The organism is Bradyrhizobium valentinum (assembly GCF_001440405.1).
Classification (GTDB): Bacteria; Pseudomonadota; Alphaproteobacteria; order Rhizobiales; family Xanthobacteraceae; genus Bradyrhizobium; species Bradyrhizobium valentinum.
Window position 1 is genome coordinate 42,065 of record NZ_LLXX01000096.1, and the last position, 16,080, is coordinate 58,144.

Genomic DNA, 16,080 nt, shown 5'->3' on the forward strand with positions numbered 1-16,080 from the left:
AGGCGGCCCTGGAGGGCAGCAAAGGCCGCATGGAGGCCTGCTCTCGCCTCCTCGGAGGAGAACTGTTCGGTGCCCTTTTCGATGACGGTGACCTGCGAATCGATCAGATCGCAGATCCGCCCGTCATTGCCGATTTCCCGCAACCGCCAGGCGATTTCCCGCAGCACCCGCGCGCCCTTGCGGACCGGCGCCAGCCGCTGCTCCAGCGCGAGGCTGTCGAGCGCCTCGACCGCCGATTCCTCGGCAACCTTAACCGCACCGCGGATGGCGGCGAGCGCCTCGGTCAAGCGTTCCTGCGCCGCGGCCGCCGCGGCGACGGCCTCCGCGGCCTCCTGCACCGAAAGACCTTCCTCCCGGCGGAGGCTTTCTTCCCGCTGAAGGGTTTCCTCCCTCTGGGCGGCGAGGCTGTGCTCGATCCGCATCACCGCGTCCAGCACCATGCGGGTGTCGGCATTGCGGTTGCGTTTGGCGTATTCGGTCAGGAACCAGCGGCCTCGCGAAGTCTCCATGAAGGCTTCGGCGATCGCGGCATAGTCCTCCTCGCCCGGCAGCGCGGCGCGTGCTGAGATCGGCGAAAGGGCGAATACTTCGTCGGCCATGTTAAACTCTTCGCGCAAATCAGCGCGCCTTGCGATAACGAGACAACACGATATTGCCCGAATCGCAATTGAATTGATGCCGAGCGAATCACAAATCCCCATCGCTTCTCAAGGCGCATCGAAGCAATTCGCGACGCGGGTGGCGCTGTTTTACGGCACGCTGTTCGGCATGACCGGCGCCCATCTGCCGTTTTTCACGGTATGGTTGAAGGCGGTCGGGGTCGATGCGTTCTGGATCGGGCTGATCACGGCCGTTCCCCCGGTGACGCGGTTTACGGTGCTTCCGCTGGTGACGGGCTTTGCGGAACGGCGTCAGGCCTTGCGCGGCGGCATTGTTGTGACCGCCTTTGCCACCGCCTTGGGCTTTTTCATCCTGGGCACCCAGCATCTGCCGGTCCTGGTGTTCCTGATCTATGCCCTGACCTGCTGCCTGTGGACGCCCATGGTGCCGCTGACGGATGCCTATGCGTTGCGGGGCGTGAAGCGTTATGGCCTCAACTATGGACCGCTGCGGCTGTGGGGCTCGGCCGCCTTCGTCCTTGGCGCGCTGGTCTGCGGGATGCTGTTCGATCTCATCGCCGCCCGAAATTTGATCTGGATCATCGCCGGCTCGGCCGCGATCGGGGCGCTGGCCAGCCTCGCGCTGGAGCCGTTGGACGACACCAGGACCGTTCGCCCGGTCACCGGGGGCGCGAGCAAATTGCTGCGCGACGGCGGCTTTATCGCCGTTATCGTGGCGTCGGCGCTGATCCAGGGCAGCCATGCCCCCTATTACATTTTCGCGTCGATCGCCTGGCAACAAGCGGGATACGACGGGCTGACGATAGCGGTTCTGTGGGTGCTGGGCGTGATTGCCGAGATCGTGCTGTTCGCTCTGTCGCCGCGGTTCACGCTGCAGCCATCGATGCTGGTGGTGATTGCGGCGCTGAGCGCAGCCGCGCGCTGGGTGATAACGGCACAGGATCCGCCCCTTGCGATCCTCGCTTTGGTCCAACTCGCGCATGCGCTGAGCTTCGGGCTGACGCAGGTCGGCGTCATGGGGCTGATGCTACACCATGTGCCTGGCCACGTGATGGCGAGGGCGCAGGGCTATCTCACCGCCTGTGGCGGCATCGTCGCCGGCGTCGCATCAATCGCGTCAGGCACCATCTACGAGACCTGGGGACAGGGCATCTACTACGTAATGGCCGTGATGGCGGCCCTGGGTGGGCTGGTGGTCTGGCTGGCGCGGGACCGGCTCTCGCATCAGCCCCACAAGGCGGCATCCGGCGGATAGACTAGGCTGCCATCGTAGCGCAGGCCGCCGTCGCGGTCGCGCGCCAGCAACAGGGGACCATCGAGATCGACGAATCTGGCCTGTTGCGCCAGCAACATGGCCGGCGCCATCGCCAGCGAGGTCGCGACCATGCAGCCGATCATGATCTCGAAGCCGAGCACGTGCGCGGCATCCGCCATCGCGAGCGCCTCGGTCAGACCGCCGGTCTTGTCGAGCTTGACGTTGACGGCGTCGTAGCGCGCGCGAATCCCTTCGAGCGAGGCGCGATCATGCACGCTTTCGTCGGCGCAGACCGCGATCGGGCGCTTGATACGCGCCAGCGCTTCATCCTGCCCGGCTGGCAGCGGCTGCTCGACCAGCGTCACGCCGGCGTTCGCGCAGGCGGCCAGGTTTTGTTCGAGATTGTCCGGCGTCCAGGCCTCGTTGGCATCCACGATCAATTCGGATTCGGGGGCCGCCTTGCGCACCGCGGATATCCGCTCGCCATCGCCGTCACCGCCGAGCTTGATCTTGAGCAGCGGCCGGTGCGCGGCCCTGGCGGTCGCCGCCGCCATTGCCTCCGGCGTGCCGAGCGAAATGGTGAAGGCCGTGGTGCAGGGGCGCGGCGCGGGCCGGCCGAGCAGGGTCCAGATCCGCTGGCCGGCGCTCTTGGCCTCGAGGTCCAACAGCGCGCAATCCAGCGCATTCCGGGCGGCGCCGGCGGGCATCGCCGCCTGCAGGGCCTGCCGATCCAGCCCGTTCGAGAGCGGCTCCCGCATCGCCTCGAGGGCCTGCAATGTCGCCTCGGGCGTTTCGCCGTAACGAGGGTATGGCACACACTCGCCGCGCCCTGTATGGCCGCCTTGGCTGACGGTGGCGACGACCGTGACGGCCTCGGTCTTGGCACCCCGGCTGATCGTGAAGGAGCCTGCAATGGGCCAGCGCTCGATGCTGGCGGCAAGCTTTCGGGAAAGGCTGGAAGTCATTTTAAAATCTGGCAATTTTCTGAACCGTGAGCTTGCTCGCTGCTACCAACTATGGCTGGTTAGGGGCAGATTCGACAAGGCAGTACGGCGTGCGGAACCCAAGCGTTTTGCAGGGGTAGCGCATCGGCCGAGGGGTGGGCATCGTGAACGGCAACCCGACATTGGAGCGGATAGCCAGGAGCAACGGGCTGGCGCTGTGCGCGGCTGGCCCGTGGACGGCCCGCTTTGCGCCGGTGCTGGAACGAATGGTCGCCGACGCCGAGAAGCTGGGCGGCACCCGTCCTAACATTTTCATCGATGTCTCGCAGGTGTCGAAGCTCGACACGTTCGGCGCCTGGCTGATCGAGCGGCTGCGCCGCAGCCTGACCCAGGGCGGCATCGAGGCCCAGATCGCCGGGCTCTCGGCCAATTATTCCAGCCTGGTCGACGAGGTGCGCCGGGTGAAGGCCGAGCCGGTCGTCGAAACCGATCGGGTGACGATCACGGGCATGCTGGAGCAGGTGGGCCGCAGCGTCGCCGGCATCGGCGGCACGCTTGTCGGGCTGATCGACATGCTGGGCGCGGTGCTCGCCGCGACCGGCCACGTCATCATTCGTCCCCGCCGCTTCCGCCTGACGTCGACCATCCATCACCTCGAGCAGGTATGCTGGCGCGCGGTGCCGATCGTGGTGCTGATCACCTTCCTGATCGGCTGCATCATCTCGCAGCAGGGCATTTTCCATTTCCGCAAGTTCGGCGCCGACATCTTCGTGGTCGACATGCTGGGCGTGCTGGTGCTGCGCGAGATCGGCGTGCTGCTGGTGGCGATCATGGTGGCGGGCCGCTCGGGCTCGGCCTACACCGCCGAACTCGGCTCGATGAAGATGCGCGAGGAAATCGACGCGCTGCGCACCATGGGCTTCGATCCGATCGAGGTTTTGATCCTGCCGCGGATGCTGGCGCTGGTGCTGGCGCTGCCGATCCTGGCGTTCCTCGGCGCGATGGCGGCACTCTACGGCGGCGGGCTGGTGGCGTGGCTCTATGGCGGCGTCGAGCCCGAAGCTTTCCTGCTGCGGTTGCGCGACGCCATTTCGATCGATCACTTCGTCGTCGGCATCATCAAGGCGCCGGTGATGGCCGCCGTGATCGGCATCGTCGCCTGCGTCGAGGGACTGGCCGTGCAGGGCAGCGCCGAGTCGCTCGGACAGCACACCACGTCCTCGGTGGTGAAGGGCATTTTCTTCGTCATCGTGATGGACGGCGTGTTCGCCATCTTCTTCGCATCGATCGGAATGTGACCATGGCGGACGAGATTTCCGACGCCATCATCCGGGTTCGCGACATCACCGTGCAGTTCGGTAAAACGCGCGTGCTCGACGGGCTCAACCTCGACGTCAAGCGTGGTGAAATTCTCGGATTTGTCGGCCCGTCCGGCGCCGGAAAATCGGTGCTGACGCGCACCATCATCGGTCTCGTGCCTAAGCTCAGTGGACGCATCGAGGTGTTTGGCATCGATCTCGATGCGGCGAGCTCCGCGGAGCGCCGCGGCGTCGAGCGCCGCTGGGGCATCCTGTTTCAGCAGGGCGCGCTGTTTTCCTCGCTCACGGTGCGGCAGAACATCCAGTTTCCAGTGCGCGAATATCTTAAGGTCTCGCAGCGGCTGCTCGACGAGATCATGGTGGCCAAGCTCGGCATGGTGGGCCTGCGGCCCGACGTCGCCGACCGCTACCCGTCCGAATTGTCGGGCGGCATGATCAAGCGCGTGGCGCTGGCGCGCGCGCTGGCGCTCGACCCCGAACTGGTGTTTCTGGACGAGCCGACTTCGGGGCTCGATCCGATCGGCGCCGGCGATTTCGACGAGCTGGTGCGTACCCTGCAGCGTACTTTGGGCCTGACGGTTTTCATGGTAACCCATGATCTCGACAGCCTTTATACGGCCTGCGACCGCATCGCGGTTTTAGGGAACGGTAAGATCATTGCAGCAGGATCGATTGCCGACATGCAGGCCTCGCAGCATCCCTGGCTGAGGCAATATTTTCACGGCAAGCGCGCCCGCGCGGTCATGGGCTAGAGCATGATCACGAAGCGGGCACCGGTTTTTGATGAGATCATGCTCAAACAACAGATAAATGACGGGTCTGATCGGCGAAGCTGAACAGATCCAGATTTCGGAGTACCTTGAATTATGGAAACGCGGGCGAATTACGTCCTGATCGGGGCCTTCACGCTGGCAGTGATCGCCGCCGCGTTCGGCTTTGTGCTGTGGTTTCAGAGCCTGCATACCACCAAGCAGCGCAGCCCAATCCGCATCGTGTTCGAAGGCCCGGCGTCCGGTCTTCGAAACGGCGGCAGCGTCAACTTTAACGGTATTAGGATAGGGGAGGTTGTCTCGGTGAAGCTCGACAACCCGCGGCGGGTGGTCGCACTGGCGATGGTCGAGAACAATGCTCCGATCCGCAAGGACACGCTCGTCGGACTTGAATTCCAGGGACTGACCGGCGTCGCGGCGATCTCGCTGAAGGGCGGCGAGGAGACCGCGCCTTCGGTGCCGCTCGACGAGGACGGCGTTCCGATGCTGACCGCCGACCCGAGCGCGCTGCAGGATGTGACGGAGTCCATTCGCGCCACGTTGCAGAACGTCAACCGGCTGGTCGCCGACAATCAGGAATCGGTGAAGAATTCGCTGCGAAATCTCGAGACCTTCACGGCTGCGCTCGCGCGTAACTCCGAGAAGATCGACAACGTCATGCTCAGGGTCGATGGCGTGATGGGCAAGGCCGACAGTCTGATGCTCGGTCTCAATACCATCGCAGGCGGCGCCGCCGGCGGCGAATTGAATTTAATGGTGAAGTCGATCCGCGAACTCGCCGAGGATTTCGACAAGCGGTCGGGCGCGCTGATGGCCGATGGCCGCCGCACCCTTTCCGACATCAGCCGCGCCGTGAACAATTTCGACCGTAACCCGACCCGGGTGATCTTCGGCGGCGGCAGCAGCAGCAACAGCCAGGCGGCAGCACCGCCGCCGCCACCGCCAGCAGCGGCGGCACCAAGGGCACCGAGCGGACAGAAGCGGTAGTAGATCAATCTTCTCGGGTTGCGCCTAAGGCGACGTCACTTTCTCAACTTCGCCGATTGCTACAGACCGCGAACCTTCCATGAGCGTGAATTTCTTGCCTTCCGACAACCACATGTGAGGTGCGTCGGGTAACAGAAAATTCGCTTCTCCTGTTTGATAGGCTTGAGCATCTGAAGCCTCGGTCACCTTGATCACGAGGCTCCAACCGTCGTTCAGCCAATCCTTCTCATCTTGATGATCGAAACGAGCTGGAAGACTGAACCGCTGGTCGTTGGGCAAATGGTTCGATGAACCATCGAGTAGCCAATGTAGACGAACTTGCACGGTTGTTGTCATTGCGAACTGGAGATTCGTAGCGGCGCGTAGAGCGCAATAGCGCGAGCGGACCCCGCCGCTAGCGCGGGACTGACAATATTCGTGTTGAGGGGGTACCGCATCACAAGTCGATCTTACGGCCAGTGTTGCGCGAACGGGCGAGATTGAGATCGATCCCGACCAGTGGCGAACGGCACAACGCGGCGAAGATGCCCTTCTTAGGCGCTTCGTTCGCGGCTTCAGACCGCTCCATGCCTCGTTTGGCTTGCTGCTTCCTAAAATTCCGCAGCGCTTTCTTTTTCGCGATGTCGATCATCATATCTCCGAATATTCGAGGAAGTATATCCGGATTTTCATTCAGTGACGAGGTGAGCGTTGCAACAGCAACAAAACGGAGGCAGCGAGGCCTCCGCTTCAATCCGCAATTCGCCGTTTACCCCAGCCGTCCTGCCGCATGCGCGAGCAGGGTGTAGACGAGGCCCGTCTCCGAGGTGAGGTGGCCGCGCAGGGCTTGCGGTCCGCGATCCTCGCGCGCGACTTCGTCGAGCAGCCGTTCGAACTCGGCGATATAGCGGTCGACCGTCTGCTTGAAGCTGCGGTCGGCGCGATATTTGCGGGCGACTTCATCGAACGCCTTCTGGCCGGCCGGCGTGTAGAGCCGCTTGGAGAACGCCTTGCTCTCGCCGCGCTGGTAGCGATCCCACATTTCGGCGGCGAGGTTGCGATCCATCAGCCGGCCGATGTCGAGCGACAGCGACTCCAGCGGATTGGCCGGGCTCTGTGGCACGCGGCCACGGGGAGCCTCGCGTCCCGTACCGGCGTCGGTGCGATGGAGCAGGTCGGACAGCCACCCGTCGCGTCCGGCATCCTGGCTCACCGGGCTCACCGGTGGGGCTTCGGTGCGACGCTGGGCGGGCAGGCCGAGATCCGGCGGGGGCAGGGTCGATGCGCTGCCGGCATCGCGCATGCGCACTTCATTGCGGCCGCCGGCGGCGGCTGCCATCACAGGCTCTTCCTGGCGTTGCACGCTGGCGCGGCCGGAGGTCACGACGTCGAGCCCGCGGCCATGATGGGCGACGATGCGGTTGAGCTCGGCGAGCGCCTCGATCTGGTCGACGATCACCTTGCGCATCTGCGCGGTGTTGTCGGCGGCCTCCTGCGGCATTTCCAGCACGCCGCGGCGCAACTCGTTGCGGGTCGCCTCGAGCTCCTGATGCATCTCGGCCGCCATCTGCTTCATGGACTGCACCATCGCAGCGAACTTCTCGGTCGACTGCTTGAACATCGCATCGGTTTCATGCGTGCTCTGCTGGTACAGATCGTTCATGGCGTCGAGGGTCTGTTGCCGCTCGTTCTCGGCCGCAGCGCGCACGGCTTCGAACTGGCGGCTGATCGCCGCCGATCCGGCGCCGGCGGTTTCCGCGACCACGCGCGCGATATCGCGGGCGCGTTCCTCCGCCGCGGCGAGGGATTCGTCGAGCAGGCCGGTGAAGCGTGACAGGCGCTGGTCGAGGTCGGTGGTGCGCAGGTCGATCGTGGTCACCAGCGAGTCAAGCTGCGACTTGCGGTCGGCGACCGATGTCGATGTGGAGCGGTTAGCCTGTTCGACCACGCCGGCCGCTTCGACCAGCGACTTGCCGTGTTTTTCGAACTCGCTCGACAGCGCGCCGAGATCTTCCAGCGCCTTCGAGGTCTTGGTATTGAAGACGGTGAGCTGGTCTTCCAGGGTCTGCGTGGCGACCCCGTTGTGGGCGGTGACGTCGTTCATGGCGGAGACGAAGTCGGCCACGCGGGTCACCAGCGCGCGCTCCAGCGAGTTGAGATTGTCGTGGGCGCCGGTCAGCACTTCCTGCAGCAGGATGTTGCCTTCGCGCAGTCGCTCGAACAGCGCTACTGTGTCGGTGCGCAGGATCTTGCTGGTCTCCTGCATTTCGGTGACGGCGGCGATCGAAACCTGACGCGACTGGTCGATGGCCGAGCGCGACGACTGCTCGAGATCCTTCAGCGATTTGGCTACCGCGCCGGTGGCGAGGTCGCCTGCGGACGTAATCGTGCGCGCGACTTCCGAGCCGTGGGTCGACATCGATTGCGAGAACGCCTGGCCGCGGGTTTCGATCGACTTCAGGGCGTCGGCGGTGACGCGGTCGATGTCGGTCGTGAGTTGCGTGGTCCTGGCGCTCAGCGCCTCGACCAGCGATCCGCGGCGACTGTCGACGATCTGCGCCAGACGATCGGTCTGCTGCTGAACATAGGTGACGATTTCGTCGGTCTTGCCGGTCATCGTCGAGCCGAAATTGCTACTCGCAGCGAGCACCGAACGCTCGATATCGGCCGAGGTCGATTTGACCTTGGTGCTGACCTCGTTCGTCGCGGCGATCAGCGCGCTCTGTGCGTTCTGCGCAGTGGTCTGGATGGTGTCGGTCGTGCTGGCGGTGACGACGCCGAGCGAACGCTCCATATCGCCGGCGATCGCCTTGATCTGGTTAGCGGCCTCGGCGGAGGTCGCCGACAGCGAGCTCTGGGCTTCGCGCGCGGTGCCGAGGATGGCGGCGGCGGTTTCGGCGCCGACCGCGGTCAGGGTGCGTTCGACATCGATCGCCAGCGATTTGACGTGGTTGGCGGCTTCCGAAGATGCCGTCATCAGCGTGTTCTGCGCTTCGCGCGCGCCCGTCGTGATCGACTCAGCAGTGGCGTTGCCGGCCATCGAGAGCGAACGCTCCATATCGGCTGCGAGCGACTTGACCTGGCTCGATGCGTCGGCGGACGCGTTCATGAGGGTGCTCTGGGCCTCGCGGGCGCCTGCCGTGATCGCCTCGGCGGTCGCCGTTCCGGCGCTCGACAGCGAACGCTGCACGTCGGCTGCGAGCGACTTGACCTGATTGGCGGCTTCCGTGGAGGCGGCGACCAGCGTGCTCTGGGCTTCGCGGGCGCCCGCGGTGACGGCCTCGGCCGTTGCCGTTCCGGCGAGCGAAAGCGAACGCTCGACGTCGGAGGCGAGCGACTTGACCTGGCTTGCTGCGTCCGTGGACGCGGCAACCAGCGTGGTCTGCGCCTCGCGCGCGCCTGATAGAACCGATGCGGCCGTGGCATCGCCTGCGGCCGAGAGGGTGCGCTCGACGTCGGCGGCGAGAGATTTGATCTGCGAGGCAGCCTCGGAGGAGGCCGACACCAGCGTGGTTTGGGCTTCCTGGGCGCTGGTCAGGATCGAATTGGCCGCGCCGGTGCCGACAGCGACGAGGGAGGCTTCGACCTCGGCCGACGTCAGTTTCAACTGCGCGCCGACATCGGAGGAAACCGTCAGCAGCGCTTGCTGCGCGGAGCGTGCGCCGGTCTGGATGGTCTCGGCGGTATTGACCACGAGGTTGGTCAGCGAACGCTCGGCATCCTCGACATGCGACTTGATGCCGGAGGACAGCATTTCGGCGCGCGACATCAGGTCTTCGCTGGCCTGGCGGCCGCTGCTTTCGATCCGGCCCGCCACGGCTTCGATGCGCGAGCCGAGCAGATCCTCGAACTGCGCAACGCGGGTGTCGATATCGCTGGCAATGGCGCCAACCCGGGTCTCGATGCCGTTGGCGAGGTCGCCGACCCGGGTCTCGATGCCGCTGGCGAGGCCGGTGACCCGCGTCTCGAGTCCACTGGCGATGTCGCCGACCCGCGTCTCAATGCCCTGATGAATTTCCTGGAACCGCGCCTGGATGGTGTCGGTCAGATAGGCGCTGCGGCCGTCGAGGGTTTCGGTGACATTGGCAATGCGATGGTCGACCGCTGCAATCGCCTGCGCGGTGCCCTCGGTCAGCGAGGAGGTGAGCAGGCTGAGCCGCTGGTCGATCGACTGGATCGCCTGTGCCGCGCCGTCGGTCAGCGAGCCCGTCAGCGTGCTGAGGCGGTTGTCGATGGTTTCGGTGACGGATTTGGCTCGGCTATCGAACGTCGTCTCGAGCGATTGCAAACGGCCGTCGACGGTCTCATCGAACCACTTGATCTTGTTTTCGAGCGAGGCGTCGAGGTTGCTGACGCGGGTGCCGAGCGTGGTTTCGAACTGCAACAGGCGCTGATCGAGCGAAGCGGTGATCTCGCCGCTGTTCGCGACCAGGCGGGTGTCGAAAGTGTCGACGTAATTTTTCAGGCTGTCGCCGATCTCCTGGGTACGCTGGCCCATGCGCTCGACGATGTCGCCGCCAAAAGTTTTGACAGTGCGATCGAACTCCGAGATGTGACGCGTGATCAGCGCGCCCAGCGTGCCGCTGTCGCGGGCGAACTTTTCCGCGAGCTCCGAGCCCTGGTTCTTCACCAGTTCGTCGAAGGCGCTCATCTGCAGCGCGAGGCTGTCGTGCGCGTTCTCGGTCTGGCTGATCACCTTGGCGACCAGCGTGTTGACGGTCACGTCGAGCGCGTCGCTGGCCTTGTCACCGGAGGAGAGGATGCGGCTCGCCAGGCGGTTGCCGGCATCGTCGATCTTGCTGACGAGATCGCCCGAGCGCAGCTCGAGTTCGAGCAGCAGCGAGTCGGAGGAATTCTTCAGGGAGTCGTGGACCTGCTCGGTGCGGTCGGAGATGCCGTCTACGATGGTCGATGAGCGCTGTTCGAATTCGCCGGTGATACGGTCGATGCGTTCGTTCAGCATCTCATGGACGCGGTCGGCGAGATCGACGAACTCGTCGTGGACGTGGCCGGTCTTGAAGTTGAGGCTGGTGGTCAGCCGCTCGGAGGCGTCGAGCACGGCGCGCGTGGTCTCGGCGCTGGCTTCCTCGAGGCGGTCGAGCAGGTCGCCGCCGCGCTCGCCGAGCGCGAGGATCATGTTGTCGCCGGCATTGCTCAGCGCGCTCGTGATGTGCTGGCCGCGCTCTTCCAGCGCGCCGGTGATGCTTTTTGCGACCTCGTCGACGCGCGAGGCGATCGCGTCCGAGATCAGTGCGATGTCGTGGCGCAGATCGATCTGGACGCCGGAAATGGCGCTGCGAACCTGCTCGGCCTGGCCGACCAGATTGTCGCGCTGATGGGCGATGTCCTGCAGCAGCGCGCGAATGCGCACTTCGTTGTCGGAATAGGCGCGCTCGAGTGCTGCGACTTCATTGGCGACGAGCGTTTCGAGTTCACCGGCGCGCGCGATCGCGCGCTCGACGCCGTCGCCCATCGCAGCGACTTCGCGGCGAATTGCCTGACCGACGGTCACCATCGAATCGGCGGCAGCTCCTTCGGGCTCGGAAAAGCGGATCGCGACCTGCGCCATCGACTGCGCGATCATCCGCATTTCCTGGCCGCGCCAGGCGAGGCTGGCGAGGAAGTAAAACAACAGCACCGGCGCGAAGAACAATGCGGCAAGGCCGGCGAGCACCAGTACGCCGCCGCTCTGTCCGATTGCCGCCTGCAGCGAGGGCAGGAAGGCTGCGGTCAAGAGAGCGCAGCCGACGATCCAGACGCCGCCGAAGATGCTGGCAAGCGTGTAAACGCTGCGGGCAGGGCGGTTCTTCTGGATCGCCTGCAGAATTTGTCCGATGGTTTCGCGATCGTCATTGGCGGCGCGACGGGGGCTGCGCGGTTCCTCAATCGGATCGAACACCTGGCGCCCCGCGCTTCCGCGCGTGTCGAACGGCGTTTCGGAGTAGCTTGGCGCGGCGGAGGGCATGGTCGGCGGCGTGAGTTCGCTGCCGGTCGGACTTCGGCTGCTGTCGACGCTCGTATCGCTGATGTTGAGCGCTTCCTGAATGGCGGAGAGCGCGACTTCAGTGGGATCTTTGACCTTCTTGGGATTGTTCGCCATGTTCAGTCCGAGCCCTCTTAACTTTACGCGTCCAGCCGTTCTTGCAAAAAAGCCCCCGCAAGCTCGAAGCCGGATTCATAAACCCCCGCAGACGCAAGGCGTGCCCCGCCGGCACCTTGTCCGCCACATCCGCAAACATCCTATTGGCTGAGCGATACGAATGAAATGGCCGCGATTAAGACATTCTTAATCATCCTTAATCATCGTTAACAGCTTTGTTTCTTAAGGCCTTAAGGATGCACAAATTTCTGGAACCGGATCGCCGATAAAGGCGGATTGTCGGCAAAAACAAGGCGAAGCCGCGGCAAATTCGAAGAACGTTCCGTTAACTCTGTCGTGGTTGGCTGACGAAAAGCCCCTCCGAGAATCAGTGCAGGGGCGATCCGGACCCTAGGCCAATGCCGCTTCATCTCGAACGGGTAGAATGGATGCCATCGCCACCGCTGGCTCCCGACGACGGGCCGATCGATTTCGAACATCTGCAACGGATGACGCTCGGCGATGCCGGTATCGAGCATGAGGTGTTGACGATGTTTTTGGCCCAATCGGCAAGACTCGTGCGCAACCTCGCCGCCATGCCGTCTGATGCCGGCGCGCTGGTGCACACGCTCAAGGGCTCGGCCCGCGCGATCGGCGCCTTTGCCGTCGCCGATGCCGCCGCGCGGCTAGAGGCGGTCATCACCGGTCGCTCCGACCCGTCCGCTGCGCTCGCGGAACTCAACGAGGCGGTCGAGCAGGCGCGGGCAGCGATCGAGGCGGTTCTGCGCCGTTCCTGAGCGGAAAGCGCTCCGTATTGGTGAAAATCACGGTAAAGTGCCGCTTCAGCTTTTCGTCCCGACCGCTGGCGCTGTGCGGATCGACCCGTTATAGGACTGCCGGGACCTTCCTTACATATTCCGGCAGCACGAGCGATCATGGCCAAAATCCACTTTGTCGACCATACCGGCGAAAAACGAACCATTGAAGTCGAGAACGGCGCGACCGTGATGGAAGCTGCGATCCGCAACGCCATTCCGGGCATCGAGGCCGAATGCGGCGGCGCTTGTGCCTGCGCGACCTGCCACGTCTATGTCGACGAAGCCTGGCGCGAGAAGGTCGGCTCTCCGACCCCGATGGAAGAAGACATGCTGGACTTCGGTTTCGACGTGCGGCCGAACTCGCGCCTGTCGTGCCAGATCAAGGTGAGCGACGACCTCGACGGTCTGGTGGTATCGACGCCGGAACGGCAGGCCTGAGGTCGCAAAGACATTCAGCGCGCTCCGGCGTTGGCGGTCGCTGCGAGATGATCGTCGACCGCATATAGCGCGCAATCGGGCGCGTGTTCCGCGCAGGCGGCGAGGGCAGCTTCCGTCGCTTCGCGCTCCGATCGGCGCCCGCTGCGGAAAGCGAAAGCTCCCTTTGGCGAGACGGCAAAGGCCCGGTGCGGGCTGGCGGAGAGATAATCGGCAAATCCCGCGCGCCCCTTGTCGCGCAATTGTTGCGGCGGCGGCAGCGGCGATGGCGTCGGCATCGCGGCGATATCGCGCGTTCCCAGATTTTGATCGCGCAGGAAGCCATCCACCGCGGGCGTCCAGAGCGGTATCGCGCGCGAAAACAGAGAATGGCCGTCATCGCCATGTGGCGGGAAATCGACGAATTGCGCCCGCCCGCCGGCGTCGGTAAACGCCGCGAGCATTCTGTGCACCAGTTCGGGCCCGAAGAACTTGTCGTTCTGCGCGTAGATCCACAGCGTCGGAATCCGCGACGTCTTGCCTAGCGTGGCGAAGGCGCGGACCAGCGCATCCTCGTCGCAGACGTCATTGTCGGCGCGCGAACCGCGGCCACCGGCGAAGTTGATCACGGCGGCGAGTCCCGGCGGGGGATTGGCGGTCAGCGCGATGGAAGCGAAGCCACCAGCCGAGACGCCGACCGCGATCATGCCACTGGTCGAAACATCGGTCCGGCTGCTCATGGCTTCGATTGCCGCGCGCAGATCGCTGGCCGACTGCCGTGCCGCACGCAAATATTCGCGTTGGCCACACGGGCCGCTGCTCTCGGCATATCTGCCATCGGAATCGCCATAGCCCCTGCGCATGAACACCAGTGCCGCAAAACCGCGCCGGGCGAATTCAAGGGCTTGCCGATAGGATCTATACGGCGACATCGGCGCCCGCGCCGCCCCATCGCGCGGCGCCCCGTGGCTGATCAAGGCGAGTGGATAGCGGCGCGCGCCCGAAGGCCGCAACAGCATCGCTTCAAGTCCGCGCGGGCCCGCGGCCTCCATCGGAATACGCAGGTCCTCCCGATGGAACGGCTCGGCCGCGGCAGGCTGCATCGCGATGCCGACGATCAGGGCCGCCAACATAGCCGCGCGCGTCATGCAGGCTTTGCTCCGCGGCGGATCCAGCGCTGAAAATTCGCCAGGATTTCCGGCGTCAACGGCGTCGGCTTGCGCGTGGCTTCGTCAAGCAGCACCGATACCGATTGCGCCGACGCAACGCATTTGCCTTCGGAGAACACCACCTGATCGAAGGTGACGGAAGTTCGACCGAACTTGACGACGCCCAGTCCCATTTCGATCGTGCCTGGCCAGCGCAATGGATGTCGAGGCGGACCATGATCCAGGCAAAGCCGTCCGGCATCAGACCGTAGCTGGGATCCTTCATCAGCGTGACGCGGCCGGTTTCGAAATAGGTCGCGTAAACCGCGTTGTTGACGTGCTGGTTGGGATCGAGGTCGGCAAATCTCACATTGTCCGACAGGCGATAGGGAAAATCCTCCAGACGCGGGGTCGCGTCGGGAGGCAAGGGGGCGTTCACGGGGCCATCTCCGAAAATCTCGTTCCCTTACAGCCCACTTGTCGAATGACGGCAAGGGGTTGCGGCTGTCGCGAACGCCATATTATGGCTTTCCTGTTAGCCCCGGGTTGGCTAGACAGATGCGGCTTTCCCGCCAGGTTCAACCGAAAAGAAGCTGATATGAGCGAAGCGATCAAAACCGATGTGCTGATCATTGGCGCGGGTCCATGCGGCCTGTTTGCCGTTTTCGAACTGGGCCTGCTCGACATGAAGACGCATCTGGTCGACATCCTCGACAAGATCGGCGGCCAGTGTGCCGAGCTCTACCCGGAAAAGCCGATCTACGACATTCCCGGCATTCCCTTCGTCACCGGCCAGGGCCTGACGGAAGCGCTGCTCGAACAGATCAAGCCGTTTCATCCGACCTTCCATCTCAACGAGATGGTGGAGACGATCGAGAAGATCGGCGATCCCGGCTTTCGCGTGACGACCGATGCCGGTCAGGTGTTCGAATGCAAGGTGGTGGTGATTTCCGCAGGCGGCGGTTCGTTCCAGCCGAAGCGGCCGCCGGTGCCGGGCATCGAGGCTTATGAAAGCACTTCGGTGTTCTATGCGGTGCGCAAGATGGAGCAGTTCCGCGACAAGAGCATCTTGATCGTCGGCGGCGGCGATTCCGCGCTCGACTGGACGCTCAATCTGCATCCGATCGCGAAACGCGTGACGCTGCTGCACCGGCGCGACGATTTCCGCGCCGCGCCCCACAGCGTCGAGCAGATGCGTGCGCTGGTGGCGAGCGGAAAGATGGACCTGAAGATCGGTCAGGTGACCGCACTCGAAGGCGAGGGCGGCAGGCTTTCCGCGGCGACGATGAAGGGCAACGACAACGCGATCTCGAGGATCGAGTGCGATACGATGCTGCCGTTCTTCGGGCTGACCATGAAGCTCGGTCCGGTGGCGAACTGGGGCGTCGCGCTCGAGAACAATCTGGTGCCGGTCGACACCGCAGCGTTCGAGACCAACGTTCCCGGCATCTTCGCGATCGGTGACATCAACACCTATCCCGGCAAGCTCAAGTTGATCCTGTCCGGATTCCACGAAGGCGCGCTGATGGCGCAGAAGGCGCACCGCTACGTCTATCCGGACAAGCGGCTGGTGTTCCAGTACACCACCTCGTCGTCGAGCCTGCAGAAGAAGCTCGGCGTCAACTGATTCCCAAAAAAATGACGGTTGGGCTCGCGGAGCTTTGCCGGTCTGCGCGGCGATCGTTACTGGAACCGTCCGCGAAATGGCCTTAGTCTGCGGCCATTGATTTAGGGGATTGATCAGGTG

Annotated in this window: 12 protein-coding genes and 2 pseudogenes; 7 read left to right on the plus strand and 7 right to left on the minus strand. The window is 64.1% G+C overall.

The features are described 5' to 3' along the window. A pseudogene (locus tag CP49_RS47310) lies at window positions 1-599 on the minus strand (hypothetical protein); the annotation flags it as partial. Window positions 600-675: 76 nt separating this feature from the next. On the opposite strand from CP49_RS47310, the gene CP49_RS14765 reads away from it, so the two are divergent. Continuing rightward, window positions 676-1,875: an MFS transporter gene (locus CP49_RS14765; RefSeq protein WP_057850956.1), complete on the plus strand. Its 1,200-nt coding sequence runs from the start codon at window positions 676-678 to the stop codon at window positions 1,873-1,875. Here CP49_RS14765 and dgcA read toward each other — a convergent pair. Continuing rightward, window positions 1,845-2,840 (minus strand): N-acetyl-D-Glu racemase DgcA, encoded by a 996-nt coding sequence (gene dgcA / locus CP49_RS14770; RefSeq protein ID WP_057850957.1) that lies wholly within the window; start codon window positions 2,838-2,840, stop codon window positions 1,845-1,847. The two genes, CP49_RS14765 and dgcA, sit on opposite strands and share 31 nt — an antisense overlap. A gap of 143 nt (window positions 2,841-2,983) precedes the next feature. Here dgcA and CP49_RS14775 point away from each other — a divergent pair, with 143 nt between their 5' ends. From CP49_RS14775 to CP49_RS14785, 3 genes are all read left to right on the plus strand, one after another. Next, on the plus strand, window positions 2,984-4,117 hold the full coding sequence (locus CP49_RS14775) for an ABC transporter permease (protein ID WP_057850989.1): 1,134 nt from the start codon (window positions 2,984-2,986) through the stop codon (window positions 4,115-4,117). Window positions 4,118-4,119: 2 nt separating this feature from the next. After that, entirely contained in the window at window positions 4,120-4,890 is a 771-nt protein-coding gene (locus tag CP49_RS14780) for an ABC transporter ATP-binding protein (protein WP_057850958.1), read from the plus strand. 114 nt (window positions 4,891-5,004) lie between these two features. Continuing rightward, on the plus strand, window positions 5,005-5,895 hold the full coding sequence (locus CP49_RS14785; protein WP_057850959.1) for an MlaD family protein: 891 nt from the start codon (window positions 5,005-5,007) through the stop codon (window positions 5,893-5,895). A gap of 24 nt (window positions 5,896-5,919) precedes the next feature. Here the strand turns inward: CP49_RS14785 and CP49_RS14790 are convergent, their stop codons facing one another. From CP49_RS14790 to CP49_RS14800, 3 genes are all read right to left on the minus strand, one after another. Further along, complete coding sequence (locus CP49_RS14790) at window positions 5,920-6,231, minus strand: hypothetical protein (RefSeq protein WP_156438418.1); 312 nt, start codon at window positions 6,229-6,231, stop codon at window positions 5,920-5,922. A 100-nt stretch (window positions 6,232-6,331) separates the two neighbouring features. Beyond that, window positions 6,332-6,526 (minus strand): hypothetical protein, encoded by a 195-nt coding sequence (locus tag CP49_RS14795; RefSeq protein ID WP_082646027.1) that lies wholly within the window; start codon window positions 6,524-6,526, stop codon window positions 6,332-6,334. Between the two features lie 117 nt (window positions 6,527-6,643). Continuing rightward, window positions 6,644-11,974 (minus strand): apolipoprotein A-IV repeat region-like domain-containing protein, encoded by a 5,331-nt coding sequence (locus CP49_RS14800; protein ID WP_057850962.1) that lies wholly within the window; start codon window positions 11,972-11,974, stop codon window positions 6,644-6,646. Between the two features lie 398 nt (window positions 11,975-12,372). On the opposite strand from CP49_RS14800, the gene CP49_RS14805 reads away from it, so the two are divergent. Continuing rightward, window positions 12,373-12,750 (plus strand): Hpt domain-containing protein, encoded by a 378-nt coding sequence (locus CP49_RS14805; RefSeq protein WP_057850963.1) that lies wholly within the window; start codon window positions 12,373-12,375, stop codon window positions 12,748-12,750. Between the two features lie 138 nt (window positions 12,751-12,888). Continuing rightward, entirely contained in the window at window positions 12,889-13,209 is a 321-nt protein-coding gene (locus tag CP49_RS14810; RefSeq protein WP_057850964.1) for a 2Fe-2S iron-sulfur cluster-binding protein, read from the plus strand. A gap of 14 nt (window positions 13,210-13,223) precedes the next feature. On the opposite strand, the gene CP49_RS14815 is transcribed toward CP49_RS14810, so the two are convergent. Next, window positions 13,224-14,333 carry an alpha/beta hydrolase family protein gene (locus tag CP49_RS14815; protein ID WP_057850965.1) on the minus strand — a complete coding sequence of 370 codons (1,110 nt, stop codon included), beginning with the start codon at window positions 14,331-14,333 and terminating at the stop codon, window positions 13,224-13,226. After that, window positions 14,330-14,772 (minus strand): annotated as a pseudogene (locus CP49_RS14820) (acyl-CoA thioesterase). The gene CP49_RS14815 and the pseudogene CP49_RS14820 overlap by 4 nt, the downstream one beginning before the upstream one ends. 159 nt (window positions 14,773-14,931) lie before the next feature. On the opposite strand from CP49_RS14820, the gene CP49_RS14825 reads away from it, so the two are divergent. Continuing rightward, on the plus strand, window positions 14,932-15,960 hold the full coding sequence (locus tag CP49_RS14825) for an NAD(P)/FAD-dependent oxidoreductase (protein ID WP_057850966.1): 1,029 nt from the start codon (window positions 14,932-14,934) through the stop codon (window positions 15,958-15,960). The last annotated feature ends 120 nt before the right edge of the window (window positions 15,961-16,080 follow it).